This window comes from Amycolatopsis lurida, from assembly GCF_900105055.1.
GTDB lineage: Bacteria > Actinomycetota > Actinomycetes > Mycobacteriales > Pseudonocardiaceae > Amycolatopsis > Amycolatopsis lurida.
Genome location: NZ_FNTA01000003.1, coordinates 465759 through 483323 on the forward strand (window position 1 = coordinate 465759; position 17565 = coordinate 483323).

At 69.0% G+C, this 17565-nt stretch carries 20 protein-coding genes; 8 read left to right on the forward strand and 12 right to left on the reverse strand.

What is annotated here, in order from left to right; genetic code table 11:
- Nucleotides 1-142: 142 nt before the first annotated feature.
- Both BLW75_RS04475 and BLW75_RS04480 read right to left on the reverse strand, forming a co-directional pair.
- A complete protein-coding gene (locus BLW75_RS04475; protein WP_034317370.1) occupies nucleotides 143-826 on the reverse strand; it encodes an ABC transporter ATP-binding protein in 684 nt (227 codons plus the stop codon).
- Nucleotides 823-1905, reverse strand: a complete 1083-nt coding sequence (locus BLW75_RS04480) for an ABC transporter permease (protein WP_034317369.1) — start codon at nucleotides 1903-1905, stop codon at nucleotides 823-825. Before BLW75_RS04480 ends, BLW75_RS04475 begins: the two co-directional genes overlap by 4 nt.
- A 167-nt stretch (nucleotides 1906-2072) precedes the next feature.
- Between BLW75_RS04480 and BLW75_RS04485 the strand changes: the two genes are divergently transcribed.
- From BLW75_RS04485 to BLW75_RS04495, 3 genes are all read left to right on the forward strand, one after another.
- A complete protein-coding gene (locus BLW75_RS04485; protein ID WP_034317368.1) occupies nucleotides 2073-3239 on the forward strand; it encodes a sensor histidine kinase in 1167 nt (388 codons plus the stop codon).
- Nucleotides 3236-3871, forward strand: a complete 636-nt coding sequence (locus BLW75_RS04490) for a response regulator (RefSeq protein WP_091596785.1) — start codon at nucleotides 3236-3238, stop codon at nucleotides 3869-3871. Before BLW75_RS04485 ends, BLW75_RS04490 begins: the two co-directional genes overlap by 4 nt.
- Before the next feature lie 174 nt (nucleotides 3872-4045).
- Complete coding sequence (locus BLW75_RS04495; RefSeq protein WP_091596790.1) at nucleotides 4046-5074, forward strand: IS30 family transposase; 1029 nt, start codon at nucleotides 4046-4048, stop codon at nucleotides 5072-5074.
- A gap of 194 nt (nucleotides 5075-5268) precedes the next feature.
- On the opposite strand, the gene aztD is transcribed toward BLW75_RS04495, so the two are convergent.
- Genes aztD through aztB form a run of 4 tightly spaced genes read right to left on the reverse strand, consistent with a single transcriptional unit; the run spans nucleotide 5269 to nucleotide 9408 of the window.
- A complete protein-coding gene (gene aztD, locus BLW75_RS04500; RefSeq protein ID WP_034306803.1) occupies nucleotides 5269-6441 on the reverse strand; it encodes a zinc metallochaperone AztD in 1173 nt (390 codons plus the stop codon).
- Nucleotides 6442-6467: 26 nt separating this feature from the next.
- On the reverse strand, nucleotides 6468-7367 hold the full coding sequence (gene aztC / locus BLW75_RS04505; RefSeq protein WP_034306799.1) for a zinc ABC transporter substrate-binding protein AztC: 900 nt from the start codon (nucleotides 7365-7367) through the stop codon (nucleotides 6468-6470).
- Nucleotides 7364-8560, reverse strand: a complete 1197-nt coding sequence (locus BLW75_RS04510; RefSeq protein WP_034306797.1) for a WD40 repeat domain-containing protein — start codon at nucleotides 8558-8560, stop codon at nucleotides 7364-7366. The genes aztC and BLW75_RS04510 overlap by 4 nt, the downstream gene beginning before the upstream one ends.
- On the reverse strand, nucleotides 8557-9408 hold the full coding sequence (gene aztB, locus BLW75_RS04515; protein ID WP_034306795.1) for a zinc ABC transporter permease AztB: 852 nt from the start codon (nucleotides 9406-9408) through the stop codon (nucleotides 8557-8559). Before aztB ends, BLW75_RS04510 begins: the two co-directional genes overlap by 4 nt.
- Nucleotides 9409-9455: 47 nt before the next feature.
- Between aztB and aztA the strand changes: the two genes are divergently transcribed.
- Together aztA and BLW75_RS04525 are read left to right on the forward strand one after the other, a co-directional pair.
- Entirely contained in the window at nucleotides 9456-10223 is a 768-nt protein-coding gene (aztA, locus tag BLW75_RS04520; RefSeq protein WP_091596794.1) for a zinc ABC transporter ATP-binding protein AztA, read from the forward strand.
- Between the two features lie 39 nt (nucleotides 10224-10262).
- The gene (locus BLW75_RS04525; protein ID WP_034306792.1) at nucleotides 10263-11033 is read left to right on the forward strand and encodes an SGNH/GDSL hydrolase family protein; all 771 of its coding nucleotides are present in this window, start codon (nucleotides 10263-10265) and stop codon (nucleotides 11031-11033) included.
- Here BLW75_RS04525 and BLW75_RS04530 read toward each other — a convergent pair.
- The 4 genes from BLW75_RS04530 to BLW75_RS04545 are packed head-to-tail and all read right to left on the reverse strand — an operon-like array spanning nucleotide 11024 to nucleotide 12789.
- Nucleotides 11024-11596, reverse strand: a complete 573-nt coding sequence (locus tag BLW75_RS04530) for a TetR/AcrR family transcriptional regulator (RefSeq protein ID WP_034306790.1) — start codon at nucleotides 11594-11596, stop codon at nucleotides 11024-11026. The two genes, BLW75_RS04525 and BLW75_RS04530, sit on opposite strands and share 10 nt — an antisense overlap.
- 46 nt (nucleotides 11597-11642) lie before the next feature.
- Complete coding sequence (locus BLW75_RS04535; RefSeq protein WP_034306788.1) at nucleotides 11643-12089, reverse strand: SRPBCC family protein; 447 nt, start codon at nucleotides 12087-12089, stop codon at nucleotides 11643-11645.
- The gene (locus BLW75_RS04540; RefSeq protein ID WP_034306786.1) at nucleotides 12086-12403 is read right to left on the reverse strand and encodes a metalloregulator ArsR/SmtB family transcription factor; all 318 of its coding nucleotides are present in this window, start codon (nucleotides 12401-12403) and stop codon (nucleotides 12086-12088) included. The genes BLW75_RS04535 and BLW75_RS04540 overlap by 4 nt, the downstream gene beginning before the upstream one ends.
- Nucleotides 12403-12789, reverse strand: a complete 387-nt coding sequence (locus BLW75_RS04545; RefSeq protein WP_034306783.1) for a VOC family protein — start codon at nucleotides 12787-12789, stop codon at nucleotides 12403-12405. Before BLW75_RS04545 ends, BLW75_RS04540 begins: the two co-directional genes overlap by 1 nt.
- A 293-nt stretch (nucleotides 12790-13082) precedes the next feature.
- On the opposite strand from BLW75_RS04545, the gene BLW75_RS04550 reads away from it, so the two are divergent.
- From BLW75_RS04550 to BLW75_RS04560, 3 genes are read left to right on the forward strand one after another with little or no spacing between them, the layout of a single operon-like run.
- Nucleotides 13083-13667, forward strand: a complete 585-nt coding sequence (locus BLW75_RS04550) for an NADPH-dependent FMN reductase (RefSeq protein WP_034306781.1) — start codon at nucleotides 13083-13085, stop codon at nucleotides 13665-13667.
- Nucleotides 13664-15112, forward strand: a complete 1449-nt coding sequence (locus tag BLW75_RS04555; protein ID WP_034306779.1) for a DHA2 family efflux MFS transporter permease subunit — start codon at nucleotides 13664-13666, stop codon at nucleotides 15110-15112. Before BLW75_RS04550 ends, BLW75_RS04555 begins: the two co-directional genes overlap by 4 nt.
- Nucleotides 15109-15483: a MerR family transcriptional regulator gene (locus BLW75_RS04560; protein WP_034306777.1), complete on the forward strand. Its 375-nt coding sequence runs from the start codon at nucleotides 15109-15111 to the stop codon at nucleotides 15481-15483. Before BLW75_RS04555 ends, BLW75_RS04560 begins: the two co-directional genes overlap by 4 nt.
- On the opposite strand, the gene BLW75_RS04565 is transcribed toward BLW75_RS04560, so the two are convergent.
- Both BLW75_RS04565 and BLW75_RS04570 read right to left on the reverse strand, forming a co-directional pair.
- Nucleotides 15473-15955 (reverse strand): pyridoxamine 5'-phosphate oxidase family protein, encoded by a 483-nt coding sequence (locus tag BLW75_RS04565; RefSeq protein WP_034306775.1) that lies wholly within the window; start codon nucleotides 15953-15955, stop codon nucleotides 15473-15475. The genes BLW75_RS04560 and BLW75_RS04565 overlap by 11 nt on opposite strands.
- A gap of 262 nt (nucleotides 15956-16217) precedes the next feature.
- Nucleotides 16218-17561, reverse strand: coding sequence for an SPFH domain-containing protein (locus tag BLW75_RS04570; protein ID WP_198935668.1), 1344 nt, complete (start codon nucleotides 17559-17561; stop codon nucleotides 16218-16220).
- Nucleotides 17562-17565 lie beyond the last annotated feature (4 nt).

Sequence of the window (17565 nt, forward strand, 5' to 3'; positions counted from 1 at the left end):
GCCGGGCATTACGAGATCCTTTTACCCGTCCAGCGCCGGGAGAAACCTGTCAAAATGGCCGTGGCGTGCCCAGGACGAAATCCGGGCATTCTTCCCGTTGCTCGGAAAGCGGACACGAACGTCCGTCCTTTGTGGAGAATCGTCAGCCGGCGGGCGAGGGGCTGCCCAGCCGTCCGTCGTGAACCTCGACGATCCGGTCCACCGCGGCGAGATGGACGCGGTCGTGCGTGACCAGGACGGTGGCGGTGGCCCGCTCGCGCGTCAGGTCGGCGATCAGGTCGACGACCGCCGCGCCGCGCTCGTGATCGAGGGCGCTCGTCGGCTCGTCGATCAGCAGCACGGTGGGCTCGTTCATCAACGCGCGCGCGATGTTCACCCGCTGCCGCTGGCCACCGGAGAGCTGGTGCGGGCGACGTCCCGCCTGCGCGGCGAGCCCGACGGCGTCCAGCAGGTCCATGGCCACACCCCGTGCCCCGGCCGGGGAGCGGCCGTCGATCCGGGCCATGACCTGAAGCTGCTCGGCGGCGGTGAGGGCGGGCAGCAGATTCGGCTGCTGGAATACGATCCCGATCTTGCGGCGGCGAAGTTCGGCGAGCTCCCCGCGGGTCAGGCCGGTGGTCGTGGTGCCGTCGACGGTGACGGTCCCCTGGTCCGGGGTGATGAGGGTGGCCGCGACGGCGAGCAGGCTGGACTTGCCGGAGCCGGAGGGGCCGGCGACCGCGGTGAGCGTGCCCGCCGGGACGTCCACCGTGACGTCGTCGAGCGCGGTGAGGCGGGCGTCGCCGTCGGGATAGGTCAAGGTGACGCCGGTCAGGTTCAGGCTCATCGGGCACTCCCCAGTGCGGTCAGCGGGTCGACGGAAGTGATGCGGCGGACGGAGAGCGCCGCGCCCAGCGCGCCGAGCAGGATCATCACGGCGGACGGCACGAGCACGGTGGCGGGAGTGAGCAGGAAGGGCACGGCGGAGCCGGCGGCCACCGTGCCGAGCCCGACGGCCAACCCCGTTCCGATGGCGGTGCCGCCGACGAGAAGGACGACGGCCTGGCCGAGCGCGTCCTTCAGCAGGAAGGCGGTGCTCGCCCCCAACGCCTTGAGGACGGCGATGTCACCGCTGCGCTGGATGGTCCACACGGTGAAGAAAGCACCGATCACGAGGGCGGAGATCGCGAACAGGAAGCCACGCATCAGCTGCAGCGAACCGTTTTCCGAGGTGTAGGAGCCGATCGCGGACAGCGAGTCGCCCTTCGAGACCGTCGTGGTGCCGGCGGCGAGGTCGGTGGCAGCGAGGTCGGCGTCGGCCGTCGTGGTCAGCGCGAGCACCGTCGCGCTCGGCTCGCCGTCGGCTGGTGGCGCCGTCTTCGCCCAGGCGTCGAGGCCTGCCCAGATCACGGGCGTGTGGCTGAACCAGGCGTCTCCCTCCACCGCGGCGACCGTCAGCGGACGCCCGGCCACGGCGACGGTGTCCCCGCTCCGGACGCCCAGATCCTCGGCGGCGGACGTCGACAGCACCACCGAGTCGCCGCTGATCTTTTCGGCATCCGGGGCGAGCGCCGACCCGGTCCGGACACCGAAAACGGAGACCCCGGCGCTGCGGTCCCCCGCGGTGGCCTTGGTGGTGGCGATGCCCAGCGGTTCGGCCGCGGTGACGCCCGGGGTCCCGGCCCACTGGCGCAGCTGTGTGTCGGTGATCGCGGAATTCGCGTAGGAGAGGCTCTGCCCGGCGCCGGGTGCGGCGAAGACGATCTTGTCCGCGGGCAGGCCGGTGATCGCGGAGATGTTCTGTTCACCCAGGCCCGCGGTGAGCCCGGACAACAGGCCTACCAGCAGGGTGATCAGGACGACGACGGCACCCATCAGGGCGAACCGTCCTTTGGCGAATCTCAGATCTCTCCAGGCGACGAACACGGTCGGGTCTGTCCTCTCGGGGTGGGCTGGGTACCTCTCCACGATCGCCGCCGGTGACCGCGCCGGCATCCGGCCGGAGATGGCACTTCGCCGGCCGGAAGACGGCACGCCGCCTCTACCTTTGGATAGAGGCGCCCGCCGATCCCGCTCCGTAATCTGGACGGACTGTGACCGCCGCGCCCGCTTTGACCCCGACCAGCCGGGTGCTGACCTGGTGTCTGCACCTGCTGCTCATCGCCCTGCTCACGCTGGCGGCCGCGCGGGCGCTGGCGGACGGTTCACCCGAAGCGGGAGCGGTCGTCGCGGTGGCGGTGACGTGCGCCGTGGTGTACGCGGCCGGCCCGCTTCTGCCGCGGGTCAGGACGTCCCGGCGGGCCGCCCTGTGGTGGCTGGTCGCGGTGGGCCTCGTGTGGCTGGTCTTGCTGGTGCTGACCGCCGACGGCGTCTGGGTCGCCTTCCCGCTGTACTTCCTGCAATTGCATCTGCTGCCGCGCCGTCAGGGCCTCGTCGCGGTGATCGCGACCGCGCTGGCGGCGATCACCGCGTTCGCCGCCCACCAGGGCTCCTTCGCCCCGGCGGCGGCGATCGGCCCGGCACTCGGCGCCGCCGTCGCGGTCGCCGTGGTCTGGGGCTATCAGGCGCTGTACCGCGAAAGCGAACGGCGGCGGAACCTGATCGAGGAGCTCACCGCCACCCGCGCCGACCTCGCCGAGGCCCAGCACGAGGCGGGAGTGCTCGCCGAACGGGAGCGCCTGGCCCGCGAGATCCACGACACCCTCGCCCAGGGCCTGTCGAGTATTCAACTCCTGTTGCGTGCCGCGGAAAGGACACTGCCCGATACCGCGGGGAACGCCTCCCGCTACGTCGAACAGGCTCGTCAAGCCGCCGCGGACAACCTCGCCGAAGCCCGCCGGTTCGTCGTCGCCCTGTCGCCTCCCGCGCTCGACGACACCACACTGGCCGACGCGCTGGCACGGCTGTGCGCCACCACCAGCTCGCGGCACCGGATCACCGCGCGCTTCCATCTCGACGGCTACCCCGTTCCGCTGCCGACCGCGGTCGAAGTCGCGTTGCTGCGCATCGGTCAGGCGGCCCTGGCGAACACCGTCCGGCATGCCGACGCGTCCACCGCCGACGTCACGCTGAGCTACCGCGGAGACCAGGTCACCCTCGTCGTCGACGACGACGGCGTCGGCTTCGACCCGGACCACAGCGGCTTCGGGCTCACCGCGATGCGCGCCCGGGCCGAAGCGCTGGACGGGATCTTCACCGTCGAGTCCTCCCCCGGCCACGGCACCACCGTGTCCACGCGACTGCCCAAGGAATGCCCGTGACCGAACCCCCGATCCGGCTCCTGCTGGCCGACGACCACCCTATCGTCCGGGCGGGACTGCGCGCCGTGCTGGAAACCGAGCCCGGTCTCGTCGTCTCGGCCGAAGCCGCGACCGCGGAAGAAGCGGTGGCCCGGGCCGCCGAAGGCGATATCGACGTCGTGCTGATGGACCTGCGTTTCGGCTCAGGCATGACCGGTGCCGAGGCCACCGCGGCGATCACCGCGCGGCCGGACGCTCCGCGCGTACTGATCGTCACCACCTACGACACCGACGCCGACACCCTGCCCGCCATCGAAGCGGGCGCCACCGGCTATCTCCTGAAGGACGCCCCTCCCGAGGATCTGGCCGCCGCCGTGCGCACCGCCGCGGCCGGACGCACCACGCTCGCGCCGACCGTCGCCGACCGGCTGATGAACCGGATGCGGATGCCCGCCACCGCACTGACGCTGCGCGAGATCGAAGTCCTGGTCCTGGTCGCCGACGGCCTGTCCAACCGGGCCATCGCCGACCGGCTCCACCTGACCGAGGGCACGGTGAAATCCCATCTGGCCCGCAGCTACACCAAACTCGGCGTCGATTCGCGCACCGCCGCCGTCGCCACCGCGACCGAGCTCGGCCTGATCCGGCGCTGACCGGCCTGGACTCCGCGAGGGTCTCGTAAGGATCCGACTACGACTGTCCACAAGGGACCTCAGAGGCGGAGGGGCGCCGCGCACTTCACGGGCTTCCGCCAGTCGAACGTGTCGCGAAAGCCAGGCGGTCTCAATCGGTTGTTGCAAGTAGTGGCGGCTGATAGGGAGGTCGTCATGCCAGGAGCCCGGTTGACGCGCGAGGAGCGGGAGAAGATCCAGAATGGTCTGGATCAAGGTCTTACCCAGGACGCGGTGGCGAAGGTTCTGGGTAAGTCACCCTCGACGATTTCACGAGAAGTACGCCGCGGTGGTGGGCCGCGGTGTTCCAGGCCCGGAAGCAAGGTCACTGGCCGGCCTCGCCGTTATCGGGCCGACCGAGCCCAGCGCCTGGCCGTCGAACGCGGCCGGCGCCCGAAAGCCCATCTGCTGGCCGGTGAGTTGGCGGCGGTGGTGACCGGTCTGCTGGAAGCAGACTGGTCACCCCGGCTGATCTCCCTGATGTTGCCGACGCTGTTCCCCGACGATCAGGCTATGCGGGTGAGTCACGAGACGATCTACCTGTCACTGTTCATCCAGACTCGTGGTGAACTGCGCAACGAACTCACCGAGCACCTGCGGTCAGGCCGTGACCAGCGCCGGTCACGCACCAGCACCTCCAGCCGCCGCCAGGGCCGGATAACCGGGATGACCCCGATCAGTGAACGCCCCGCCGAGGCCGCCGACCGGGCAGTGCCCGGGCACTGGGAAGGCGATCTGATCCTCGGGGCAGTCGGCCAGGGCGCGGTCATCACCCTGGTCGAACGCCACTCCCGATTCGTGTTGCTGGCCCCCCTGCCCGACACACACAAGGCCGTCGAAGTCCGGGAACTGCTCACCAGCATGATCACTACCCTGCCCACCGAACTGAAACGGTCGCTGACCTGGGACCAGGGCAACGAAATGGCCCAGCACGCCCAGTTCACCCTGGACACCGGCCTGCAGGTCTACTTCTGCAACCCACACAGCCCCTGGGAACGCGGCAGCAACGAGAACACCAACGGCCTGCTACGCCAGTACTGGCCCAAAAGCTCAGACCTGCGCCACCTCACCCAAACCCACTGCGACGCGATCGCCCTACGCCTCAACACCCGACCACGCCCTACACTCGGCCTCCTCACACCAGCACAAGCACTCGACAAAGCACTACTTGCAACAACCAGTTGAAACCGCCCCACTTTCGGGACATCAGGCGTCGCGTAAGTGGCTTTCGCGACGTGGGCGGCGGCGGCAAGGTGGTCGGCGCGTGGTCGTGAGTGGTCAGGTGAGTGTGTTGCGAAAGCCACTTTCGCAACCTTGAAGGTTGCGAAAGTGGCCTTCGCAGCATCGCTACCGAACCCCGGTGTCACGCGCCGAGTGAATCAGTGCCCGAGCACGCCGCTGACCTCGTTCGGCGTTCCCGGAATCGTGCCGGTCGCGGTCTTCGTGCCGGACGCGAGGTCCACCGAGTGGATCTCCTTCTTGCCGGGATCGGTGACGTAGGCGGTTCCGCCCCGCACGAAGATCGCCGGGCGTGGCTGCTGCCACTCGATCGGTTCCTGCCAGGTGCCGAGGACGGCGATCTTCCGCGTCACCGCACCGCTCACCGGGTCGATCACGTGGATCTGCCCGTCCGTACCCAGGACCAGGGCCTCACCCTGAGGCCCACGGGCCAGCGACCGGAAGGTGTAGCTGGTCCCGATGTCGACGTGTTTGAGGGTGGCCTTCTCGGTGTCGATCAGGGAGATCCGGGTCGGGCGTTCGAGTTCGGCCGCTTCGTCGACCTTGTAGTCGCCCAAGGTGATCGGGGAGACGTCCGAGCCCGCCTGGTTGCCGATGCGTCCGTAGGGGTCCGGGCTGGTCACCTTGGTGATGACGCCGTTGCGGTAGATCAGCACACCGGTCTGGCAGCCGACCACGACCGCTTCGCCGCGCGCGGCGGCTTCACCGTGCACGCCGGGGCACTGCTCGTTACGCGCGATCTCCTTCTTGTCCTTGTCCAGCACCACGATCCCGGACCGCTTGTCCTCGTTGCCGACGGTGGTGAGCAGCTCGCCGTTCGCGAGTTCGACGGCCACGCCGTGATGCGCCTCAGGCGTCTTGTGCTTTGGCGCGGGGATCGCCGCGGTGCCGATCGTCTTCGGGTCGAAGACGGTCACTTCACCGGTCCCGTCGGCGAACAGCACCGTCTTGCCTGCGTGCCGGACGACGTGTCCCGGCTTGGCCGCCTTCACCTCGTTGTCCGTGAGCACGGCACCGACGGCGTCGAGGACCCGGAATCCGGTGGAGGTCGAGACCAGGAGGTGCCGGTCGTTCCCGGCGGGGTTGAGCCGGTTGAAGCCTTCCAGCGGAAGGTTCTTGGCCTCCTTCAAAGTCTTGCCGTCGAGCAGGACGATTCCGCCGTCATAGGTGACGGCCACCGGATCGGCGACGACCGGTGCCGGAGCCGCGCCCTTGCCGGGCTCCGCCGACGGCTGTTCGGTCCCGCAGGCGGCGAGCGCGAGCGTGCTCGCCGTCGTCGCCATCAGCGCGAGATATCGGGCTTTCCGTGCCATTTTCCTGTGCCTTTCGTCTGTTCCGGTCAGGAACGGGTCAAACCGGTGGTGATCGATTCGGTGTTGGCGCGCATCATTTCCAGATAGGTGGCCGCGCCCTGGCCTGGTTCACTGAGCGATTCCGAGAACAACGGGGCCACCTGGACGTGCAGTCCGGCCTGCTCGGCCAAGACCCGCGCGAGCCGGTCCGGTTGCGAGGAATCGGCGAAGATCACCGGCACTCCGGCCGCGCGAACGGTGTCGGCGAGTGCCTTCAGATCCGAGGAGCTGGGTGAAGCGAGCGTGGTTCCGCCGGGGATCACCGCGCCGACGACCTGGAATCCGAACCGCTGTGCCAGGTAGCCGAACACGTGGTGATTCGTGACCAGTTTCCGGCGCTCGGGCGGAATCCCGCCGAACTTCTCGGTCATCGTCTTGTCGAGCGCCTCGATCTCCCCGCGATAGCGTTCGGCGTTGGCGCGGATCACCGCTTCGTCGACCCCGTCGACATGGGCGACGACTTCGTCGGCGATCGTCTTCACCGCGTCGCGCACCCGTGCCGGATCCGTCCAGAAGTGGGGGTCGGGCTTGTTGTCGGCGTAACTGATCGGGTTCACCCGTTCCCCGGCGGGCAGCGCCGGTACTCCGCTTTGCTCGGCCGTGCGGACGGTGCGCAGGATCCCCTCTTCGAGCCCGAGTCCGTTGTAGACGATCAGACCGGCGCGCTCGACCTGAGCCGCCTGCTGTGCGGAGATCCCGAAGGAATGCGGGTCGGCGTTGGGCTTCATCAACACCGTCACCTCGGCCTGATCGCCGACGACGGCGCGGGTGATGTCGCCGAGGATGTTCGTCGTGACCACGACCGATTTGCCGCCTCCACCGGTCCCGGAGCAGCCGGCCGCCGCCAGCACCGCCACCACGGCCAGGGCGAGTACGCGGCGCCTCATCTGCCGGTCTCCACGATGTGGCCCGCCTTGCCGCCGACCTTCAGCGTCCTGGCGCGGCGAAGGTTGTCGTTGTAGTCGATTTCGTACACCTCGGCGGCGAGCGGGTTGTTGAGGTAGGCGCGGGTCGAATCGACCTGGATCGACGGAACGCCGGCGGCGGTCGCTTCCGGCGTCAGGAGCGGGACGGCCGTCTGTTCCTTTCCGGTGCCGTCGAAGGAGCGCAGCTTTCCGTCCCGGGTGAGGACCAGCAGCGGGCCACCCTCGCCGACGGCGTTCACCGCGGCGACCGGGCCGGTCTCGACGTGCTGCCAGCTGCGGCGCCCGACGTCCAGCGACCACACCGCGGACTCCCCAGCCCGCGCCGCGAGCGTGGAACCACCGGGCCGGTGGGAGAAGGCGGTGGCGCGTTCCTGCGTGCTGACATCGCGCGGGTACGGGATCTTGACCCCGGCGAACGCGCCGTCCTTCTCGGTCACCAGCAGGGCGCCGTCCGCGCAGCCGAAGACGGCTCCGCGCCTGGTTACAGCCTGGCCCTGGACGTCCGGGCACGGCTGGTCGATCTCCGCGACGACTTTGCCCTGACGGTCGTGGACGCGCACGCCGCGGGCGAGCGGCTTTCCGGCGTCCGCCACCGTGGCGATGATGTGCTCGCGGTAAGGGATCGCGACACCCGCGTGCGGCTCGCGGGTGATCTTCCCCAGTTCGGTCACGGTGCCCTTGTCGAGCGCGGTTCGATCCAGCAACGTCGTCGTACCGTCCGAATAGGACAGTGCGGTGACCGCGGGATCGCTGTAGACCGCCAAGGGCTGGTTACCGGGTGCCACGCCGACATCCCGGACCTTCGTCCGGTAGTAGTGGACGTGGTCACCGTGGTCGACCATCCAGGAACCGCTGTCGATCACCCGGATCGTGCCGTCGCCGGCGGTCAGGTAGCCGAAACGGCCGTCACCCGTCACGGCTCGTACTCCGTCGGCTCGCCCGGCCTCGTGCACCTCCTCGGTGATCAGGTCGACGACGCGTACGGCGCCGGTGTCCGTGTCGGCGACGATCAGCCGCGACTGAGCCTCGGCGGCCTCCTCGGCACCTTCGACATAGCCGTGCGGGACTTCCGCGGTCACCTCCCCCGGCTGCTCCGAGCCGCACGCCGCCAGGGTCAGCGCCGCGGCGACCGCCGTCACTGCTTTCAGTTTCATCGTGAGCTCTCGATCTCCGGTGTCAGGGAACGGAATCGCTGTCGTACGAAGGACAGGAACGCGGAAAGGAAGAACAGGAGGACCGCGCCGGCGGCGATGGTCGCGCCCGCCGCGGTGCCCCAATGCCAGGACACGAGCAGGCCGCCGAGCGTGGCGGTGATGCCGAGCAACGCGGCGACGAGCATGATCGTGGTGATCCGCCTCGACCAGAAGAGTGCGGCCGCGGCGGGGGCGATGAGCAGGCCGAACACCAGCAACGTCCCCACGACGCGGAACGACGCGACGATCGTCAGCGTGACCAGCCCGAGCAGCACCGCGTTCGCCAGACGTGGACGAAGCCCCAGGGTGTGCGCTTTGCGGACGTCGAAGGTGAGCGCGGTGAACGAACGATGTCCCGCCAGTGCCACCGCTCCCACGACGAGCAGGGTGATCGCGAGGCCCACCAGGTCCCCCGATCCGACGGCGAGCACGTCACCGAACAGGAACCCGGTGAGATCGACCGCGAACGACCGCGAGTGGGACACGATGATCACACCGCTCGCGAGCATGCCGACGAAGAGCAGCCCGATCGTGGTGTCCTCGGACAGCCGCCGCGAACGGCCGAGCGCCGTCACGCCGAGCGCCATCACCCCGGCACTGATCGCCGCGCCGATCAGCAGGTTCACGCCGGTCAGCGAGGCGATCGCCACGCCGGGCAACATGCCGTGCGACATCGCGTCGCCGATGAAGGCCATGCCGCGCAACACCACCCAGGTGCCCACGACGGCGCACACCGCCGAGACGAGCACTCCCGCCACCAGCGCACGCTGCACGAACGACACCTCGAAGGGGATCAGCAACCATTCCACGCGTCACACTATAGTGGTAATGATTGTCATTATCTGAAAGAGGTGTGATGACCCCCGACACAACGGCGCTCACGATCGACCGCGCGCACGCCCACTACGGCTCCCGCGAGGTGCTGCGCGGGATCACCGCCCAGGTACCGTCCGCACGGCTCACCGCGATCGCCGGCGCCAACGGCGCGGGGAAGTCGTCACTGCTGAACCTCGTCGCGGGCGTGCTCCCGCCGAGCACCGGTTCGGTGACCCGCCGAGACCAGGGCCGTGTCGCCTACGTGACCCAGCAGAGCGAGGTGTCACGGTCGCTGCCGATCACCGTCCGGGCCACCGTGACGATGGGACGCTGGGCGCACCGCGGACACTGGCGCCGACTGTCCAAGATGGACCGGAAGATCGTCGGGGAATGCCTGGAACTACTGGAGATCACGTCGATCGCCGACCGATTGATCGGCACGCTGTCCGGTGGGCAACGCCAGCGGGCACTGGTGGCGCAGGGGTTGGCTCAGCGAGCCGGACTGCTACTGCTGGACGAGCCGTCGGCCGGCCTCGATCTACACGCCCGCGGACTGATCGACGAAGCCCTGCGGGCCGCACTCGCCGAGGGCACGACGGTCCTGCGCGTCACACACGACCTCGAGGTGGCTGGCCGGGCCGATCACTGCCTGCTGCTCCAGGACGGCAGGCTGGTCGGCGAAGGCGCGCCGGCGTCGGTGCTGACCCCTGCGCGCGTGGCAAAGGCCTGGGGCTTGCCGGTGATCGACGGCACCGCCCGTGACGTGCACGGTACGCCCGGCGCGCACCTGATCCGGCCAGTTCAGTAACATCGCCGGTATGCCATCACCATTCGAGGGGGCTGCCTCATGCCTTCCGCGATAAGCAAGCGCTTAGTCACCCTTGGTGATTCCTTCACCGAGGGTGTCGGCGACGACGACCCGTCGTCGCCCAACGGCGTCCGCGGCTGGGCCGACCGCGTCGCGGCCACACTCGCGGCCAACCACCAGGACTTCCGCTACGCCAATCTCGCGATCCGCGGCAAACTCCTGGGGCAGGTCCTCGCCGAGCAGCTCGACCCGGCGCTCGCCCTGAATCCGGACCTCGTGACGCTGTACGCCGGCGGCAACGATCTGATGCGGCCGAAGGTCGATATCGACGCTCTCGTCGACGACTACGACGCCGCTGTCGGCAAGGTCGTGGCCACGGGCGCTCGGGTCGTCCTCTTCACCGGTGTCGACGGGGTCGAAGACGCGCTGTTCCGCAGGATCCGCGGCCGTGTGGCGATCTACAACGAGCATGTCCGCGGTATCGCCGCGCGGCACGGGACGCTGCTGGTGGACATGTGGGCGATGCGGCAACTGCGGGACAGGCGGCTGTGGTCGCCGGACCGGCTGCACCTGAACTCGCTGGGACACAATGAGATCGCCATTGCCGTGCTCGACGCGCTCGGCGAACCGCACAAGCTGACTCGGGCCGAACTCGGACCGCGACCGCTGCTGAGCCCGCGGGCGCGGCGCACCGAGAACCTCCAGTGGGGCAAGGAGCACGCCGTGCCGTGGATCAAGCGCAGGTTGCGTGGTGAATCGTCGGGCGACGAGCTCGCGCCGAAGCGGCCGACGATGGACCCTTACGCCTGACGCGGCCGAAGCCCGTCGAAGAGGATGCAGATCGTCCGGGCCCGGAACTCGGGTCCGGCATGCTCCGCCGCCTTCGCCGTTCCGATGATCACCGGGATCAGTTCGTCGACGCCGAGATCCTTGCGGACGTCGCCGGTGTCCTGCGCCCGGCTGAGCAGAACGCCGAGCGCGTCCTTCAGGCGGACACCGATGACCGACCCGGCCGAGGGAACGCTGACGCCTGCCGCCGACAGGGCTTCGAAGTAGGCGTTCTTGGCACCCGACATCTCGATCCAGCCGGTGAGGAACCCGAAGAACGCGGCGCCCGGGTCGGGTGAGTCGGCGGCCACCGTGGCCTCCGCTTCGTCGGCGAAGCGGTGAAGGCGCGCGAAGAGCACCGCCTCCAGAAGCGCCTCTTTCGTGGGAAAGTGCCGGAAAACGGTGCCGACTCCGACGCCTGCTTCGCGGGCGACTTCTTCGGTCGGCGCGCTGGTGCCTTTGGCCGTGAAGACGCGCTCCGCGGCCTCCAACACCCGTGTGCGGTTACGGCGGGCATCGGCTCGGAGCGGTTTCTCGTCCGTCACAGCGGGGATCCTAGACCCGCTGTCGAGAGCTTGTCCCGCGGATCGCCTACGGCTTCTGGTCCGGCATCTCGTCCAGCACGCGCGCCAGTGCCTTCGGGACCCCGGTGCGCCAGCCGCCGCCCATGATCCGCCGCGACATCCGCTGGAATTCGTCGTCGGGATCGAAGCCCTCGTGACTGAGGAACAGCCTGGTCCCCCGGCCCTCCGGCACGAGCCGCCAGGTGACCGTCCACTCCGGACCCCAGCTGATGCTCAGCAACCGTTCCAGCTCGACGGCCAGCACCTCGCAGGCGACCGGCCCGCCCTCGAATCCGGCGGCGGGAACGGGATCCGCGAACAGCTCGAACCGGTGCCCCACAATGGGTTTGATGTCGTTCGGCATCCGGAGCCAGCGTTCCAGCAGCTGTGGTTCGGTCAGCGCGCGCCACACCTTGCGCGGCGGATGCGCCAGGAACTGGTCGACGTGAATCGCCGTCGGGTCCTCGTCGTTCAGAACTCCTCCTCGTCCAGCAGGTCACGCAGGTTGCCCAGCTTGCCGCGCCAGTAGCGCTCGTAGGGCGAAAGCCAGTCCGAGACCTCCTGCAGCGGCGCGGCCTCGAGGAAGTAGACGCGATTGCGGCCCTGCCGCTCTTCCCGGACGAGTCCGGCCTCGCGCAGCACCCGAAGGTGTTCCGACAGGCTGGGCCGCCGCATGTCGAAGCGTTCGGCGATCTCCCCTGCCGCCCGCGGGCCTTCGAGAAGGATGCCCAGCACTTCGCGGCGGGCCGGGTTGGCGAGCGCGGCGAAGACGTCGTCGTTGACCGGCATCAGCGCGGCCAGTCGCCGTAACCGGACGGTTCGAGCAATCCCATCGCGTTGCCGTCGGGATCCTTGAACGAGGTCACGCGACCCCACGGCATCTCGTCCGCGTCGTCGACCTCGATGCCCTGGGCGCGAAGCTCCGCGATGTCGGCATCGACGTCGGCGGTGCTCAGCTGGAAATGCACACGCGTCTCGAGGTCGAGCCCGCCGACGGCGCGGTCGACCAGGACGATGCCGGTCTCCGCCCCCTTGGGGCCGACCATGACGAACGGGCCGTGCGGGCCGCTGACGTCGACGAGCAGGTCGAAGCCGAGCTTGCCGACGTAGAAGTCCCGCGCCTTGGCCTGATCGGCGACCGGAACGGTGAGGAACTGGATGCGGTCGATGTTCATGCCGCCACCATACGTAGGCTTTTTCCTACATGTCAATCGTCGGCGGAAGGGGACATCCACGCCCGAGAGAGCCAGGGGTCGTCGAACGCACCCGGCTCCGATCACACACCGAGACAGGAGCCCCGCGTCCCCATTTCAGCAGGTCAGCCGAGTCGTCGCCGAAGTCGTCCATGGCCGAAGACTCGCCACGACACCCACCCCTTACAACCTCTACTTAAATAGAGGTCCAGGTTTCGTGACCAGGGACGCAAGAGCTTGAGTTCACCTATGGACGAGCTTTTAGCGTCTTCGCCATGACCACAGAGAACACCACCCAGTCCCCCGTTCGCCTCGCCGTGATCATCGGCAGTGTCCGGCACGAACGCTTCGCCGACGCCATCACGGACTGGCTGCTGACCGAACTCGCCGCGCTCGACGGGCTGGAGGTGGATCCCATCGACCTCGCCGACATCGATCTGCCCTTGCAGGGAACACAGCCCGGCGGCACCGAGACGGTGATCAGCGACAGGCTGCGTGCGGCCGACGCCTACCTCGTCGTCACCCCGGAGTACAACCACAGTTTCCCGGCGGCGCTGAAGAACGCGATCGACTGGCATTTCACCGAGTGGGCGTACAAACCCGTAGCGTTCGTCGGCTACGGCGCCGGTTCGGGCGGTATCCGCGCGATCGAACAGTTGCGGCTGATCTTCCCCGAGCTGCGGGCCACCACGACCCGCGATGCGGTACTGCTGAACGCTCCGTGGACCCGTCTGGGCCCGAACGGGTACGAGGGCACCGACGCCGAGCGTGGTGCGCTGGCCGCGACGATGACCGAACTGGACTGGTGGGCCCGCACCCTGCGTGCCGGGCGCGTCGCGACTCAGGAGAGTGCGGCATGAACCGCCTGACAGGACAAGAACTGCGCATCGCCTCGGTGATCGCGCTCGGCGGGTTGATGGCCGTTCTCGACACCACGATCGTCGCCGTCGCGCTACCGCGGTTCATGACGACGTTCTCCGCGTCGCTCACCACGATCCAGTGGATCGCGACCGCCTACGCGCTCGGCATGGTCGCGGCGATGCCCCTCGCGGCGACTTTCGCGCAACGCTGGGGAGCGCGCCGGGTGTATCTGGCCGCGCTGCTCGTGTTCGCGGTGACGTCCGCGGCCGCCGGCGCCGCCGGTGATCTGGGCTGGCTGATCGCCGCACGGGCGGTGCAGGGCCTCGCCGGCGGACTCATCAATCCACTGGGGATGACCATCGGTTTCGGCGCGGTGGCCCCGGAACGCCGGAGCCGGATGACCACGATCACCGGTCTGCCCTTGCTGATCGGGCCGATCCTCGGCCCGATGCTCGGCGGACTCCTGCTGGAGAACCTGTCATGGCGGGCACTGTTCTTCATCACCGTCCCGCCCGCCCTGCTCGGCGTCGCCGGTGTGCTGCGCTGGGTGCCCGTCGACACCCCGTCGGCGGAACGCGCTCCGATCGATTTCGCCGGTGGACTGCTGCTCGTCCCTGGCGTGGTCGCGGTGGCGTACGGATTCAGCGAAGAGACGGTCGGTATGGACGTCCGGGCGGTGATCGTCGCAGCCGGACTCGCGCTCATGGCAGTGTTCCTCCGAAGGTCGTGGCATCATCACGCGCCACTGCTGAACGTGCGGCTCCTGCGCGACCGGACGTTCGGGCGCAACGCCGCGATCCTCGTCCTGTACGCCGGGCCGTACTTCGGCTCGATGCTGCTGATGCCCGCCTACATTCAGGTGATGCGCGGCGATTCGGCCATGATCAGCGCACTGATGATGGTGCCGAGCACGATCGGGATGGGCCTCACCATCCAGTTCGCCGCCCGCGTACTGGAACGCTTCGGCCCGCGGATCGTCGTCGGGACCGGGTTGAGCCTCGCGATCATCTCGACCGCACTGACCATCCTCGTCCTCACACCGGACACGCCTTACGCGGTGCTGGCGATCTTGGGCGTGCTCCAAGGGGCGGGCACGGGGGCGATCATGCTGCCCACCATCGTGAGCGCGGGCCGGCACCTGAACGGCCCGGACCTCGCGTCCGGTTCGGCGATCCTTCCCTTGTCCAGCACCATCGCGAGCGCCGTCGGCACGGCGGTGGTGAGCGGAGTGTTCACCGGGCTCATCGCGGCCGCCACCGCCGGGCAGGGCCTCGCCGCGCTGAGCGGTCCGGCGGCGGACTCGGTGCTCACCGGGCAGATCGTCGACGCGTATCGCCTGACTCTCGTCGGAGTCCTCGCGGTCATGGTTATCGCCCTGGTGGTCAGGCTGCGGACCAGCCCGGCCCCGACGCCTGAACCCACCACGGTGCGGAGTGCGGCATGACGACGTCGACACGATCCCCGCTCGACGCCGGGCTGACCGTCGGCCAGGTCGCGAGCAAGGCCGGGGTCTCGGCGAACGCCGTCCGGTACTACGAGCGCTACCGCATCATCACCGCCGAACGCACCGCCGGCAACGCGCGCCGGTTCACCATCGACGCCGTCTGCCGGATCCGGCTCGCGGTCGCCGCCCAGCGGGTCGGGCTCAGCCTCGCCGAGAGCGCGGAGATCCTGGCCGAGATCCCGCCGATGTCGTCCGACCTCGAGCAGTGGTCACGGGCCGGGCAACGCCTCGTCGACGCCGGACAGGCCCGCATCGCCGAACTCGCCGCCGTGGTCGACGAGTACCGGACGCTCGCTTTCATCAGGGGCTGAACGGCCCGTCCGCCGCGTTCGACCAGCGGAACACGGGACGGTTCTCGAGACCGGGGTAGGCCACGGCCATACCCCGGTCAGGGGACATCGACCACAGCCGCGCGTCTGGCGACGCGGCGTGCTCCGCCCATTCCGCCGACCAGGCGGGGACGTAGCGCTCGTAGATGCGGCGAATCCGGGACACATCCTTGACTTCCAGTCTCGCCGGGCCGGTCATCCGGACCTGGCGGACGTCGTCAGGCGGGTCGAAGGTAGCGACCATGACCGCGACCTCGCGATTCTCGCGCGCGGCGGCCAAGAACGGCGACGGCCGTCCGTCGGACACCGGGGTGTGGAACCACAACCGGCTCTCCTCAGCCACGAACCACATCATCGCCAAGGCAGGAGTCCCGCGGCCGGTGGTGGTGGCGACGCAGGCAGGCAGGCGGGGCTCGTCGAGGAAGTCCCGTATCGCAAGAATCGATCCGTCCATGGCGACACCCTGCAACCTCGACCGCGATCGAGGTCCAGTGACACCTGGGGAACGCGTCCGTGAAGGCCTCCTTCCCCAGCCCGCAGGGTCAAGGGCTCGGCAAAGTCGCATAGAGGCCAACCGGATCCACAAAGGACACCCGGAAGGCAGGTCGTGAGTGATAAGGCGCGTTAGAACGACAGTTATCACTCACGACCCCCGCCCCCACCGAAGCAAAAGAAGAGGGCCGCCCGAACGGGACGGCCCTCTCTCACTTCCACGGTCAGCGCTGCGGCGGACCACCCTGCGGACCGCCGAACGGCCCCTGCTGCGGGAACGGGCCACCGCCCGGCCCCTGCGACGGCGGCCCCTGGTACGGGCCACCCTGCGGACCTGCGGGCGGCTGCGGCTGCGGCAACCGGGAGGCCGGCGGCGCCTGCGGCGGCTCCGGGGCGGCCTCCGGTTCGGGAGCGGGCGCGGCCTTGGGGACCTGACGCGGAGCGGGCGGCTCCTGCCGCGGCGTCGCGACACCCAGCGCCGGAACCTCCTTGCGCGCCACGGCTTCCGCTGCCGCGACGGCCTCGGCGACCTTCGGGTCGCTGGAGGTGTCGAACCAGCCCTGAACCTCTTCGTCCTCCAGGTCCGGCTTCTCGACCGGGTCTTCCTTCGGTGGCTCGTAGCGGAACACGCCGTCGTCGCCGGGCGCACCGAGCGCGCGGGCGAAGCCCTCCAGGGCCTTGCCGTAGTCGCTCGGGATCATCCAGACCTTGTTCGCGTCGCCCTGCGCCAGCTGCGGCAGGGTCTGCAGGTACTGGTACGCCAGGACCTCGGGCGTGGGACGCCCGGCCTTGATCGCCGCGAAGACCTTCTCGATGGCCTTCGCCTGCCCCTGCGCCTGCAGGTACCGGGCGGCACGTTCACCCTGCGCGCGCAGGATCCGCGACTGCCGCTCGGCCTCCGCGCCCAGGATCGCGGCCTGCTTGGCACCTTCGGCCGCGAGGATCTGACTCTGCTTCTGACCTTCCGCGGTCTTGATCGCCGATTCACGCTGACCTTCGGCGGTCAGGATCATCGCGCGCTTCTCACGGTCGGCGCGCATCTGCTTCTCCATCGAGTCCTGGATGGAGGGCGGCGGGTCGATCGCCTTCAGCTCGACCCGGGCGACGCGGATGCCCCAACGGCCGGTGGCCTCGTCGAGCACACCCCGCAGCTGACTGTTGATCGAGTCGCGCGAGGTCAGCGTCTGCTCGAGGCTCATGCCACCGACGACGTTACGCAGGGTCGTGGTGGTCAGCTGCTCGACACCGACGATGTAGTTCGAGATCTCGTAGACCGCGGCCCGCGAGTCGGTGACCTGGAAGTACACGACCGTGTCGATGGACACCGTCAGGTTGTCCTCGGTGATCACGGGCTGGGGCGGGAACGACACGACCTGCTCGCGGAGGTCGATCCGCGCCCGGACCTTGTCCAGGAAGGGCACCAGAAACGTCAGGCCGGGAGAAGCCACCGTCCGGAACCGGCCCAGCCGTTCGATCACAGCGGACTGTGCCTGCGGCACCACCATGATCGCCTTGACCACGACGACGACCACGAACAACGCGAGCAGTCCGACGACGATGAACACCACTGTC

Coding starts and splice junctions, on each gene's coding strand:
- BLW75_RS04545 (WP_034306783.1), bottom strand. CDS start 12,789: ATGAACATCGACCGCATCCAGTTCCTCACCGTTCCGGTCGCCGATCAG.
- aztC (WP_034306799.1), bottom strand. CDS start 7,367: ATGAGGCGCCGCGTACTCGCCCTGGCCGTGGTGGCGGTGCTGGCGGCG.
- aztD (WP_034306803.1), bottom strand. CDS start 6,441: ATGGCACGGAAAGCCCGATATCTCGCGCTGATGGCGACGACGGCGAGC.
- BLW75_RS04540 (WP_034306786.1), bottom strand. CDS start 12,403: ATGCCGGTCAACGACGACGTCTTCGCCGCGCTCGCCAACCCGGCCCGC.
- aztA (WP_091596794.1), top strand. CDS start 9,456: ATGACCCCCGACACAACGGCGCTCACGATCGACCGCGCGCACGCCCAC.
- BLW75_RS04495 (WP_091596790.1), top strand. CDS start 4,046: ATGCCAGGAGCCCGGTTGACGCGCGAGGAGCGGGAGAAGATCCAGAAT.
- BLW75_RS04525 (WP_034306792.1), top strand. CDS start 10,263: ATGCCTTCCGCGATAAGCAAGCGCTTAGTCACCCTTGGTGATTCCTTC.
- BLW75_RS04560 (WP_034306777.1), top strand. CDS start 15,109: ATGACGACGTCGACACGATCCCCGCTCGACGCCGGGCTGACCGTCGGC.
- BLW75_RS04550 (WP_034306781.1), top strand. CDS start 13,083: ATGACCACAGAGAACACCACCCAGTCCCCCGTTCGCCTCGCCGTGATC.
- BLW75_RS04565 (WP_034306775.1), bottom strand. CDS start 15,955: ATGGACGGATCGATTCTTGCGATACGGGACTTCCTCGACGAGCCCCGC.
- BLW75_RS04510 (WP_034306797.1), bottom strand. CDS start 8,560: ATGAAACTGAAAGCAGTGACGGCGGTCGCCGCGGCGCTGACCCTGGCG.
- BLW75_RS04555 (WP_034306779.1), top strand. CDS start 13,664: ATGAACCGCCTGACAGGACAAGAACTGCGCATCGCCTCGGTGATCGCG.
- BLW75_RS04475 (WP_034317370.1), bottom strand. CDS start 826: ATGAGCCTGAACCTGACCGGCGTCACCTTGACCTATCCCGACGGCGAC.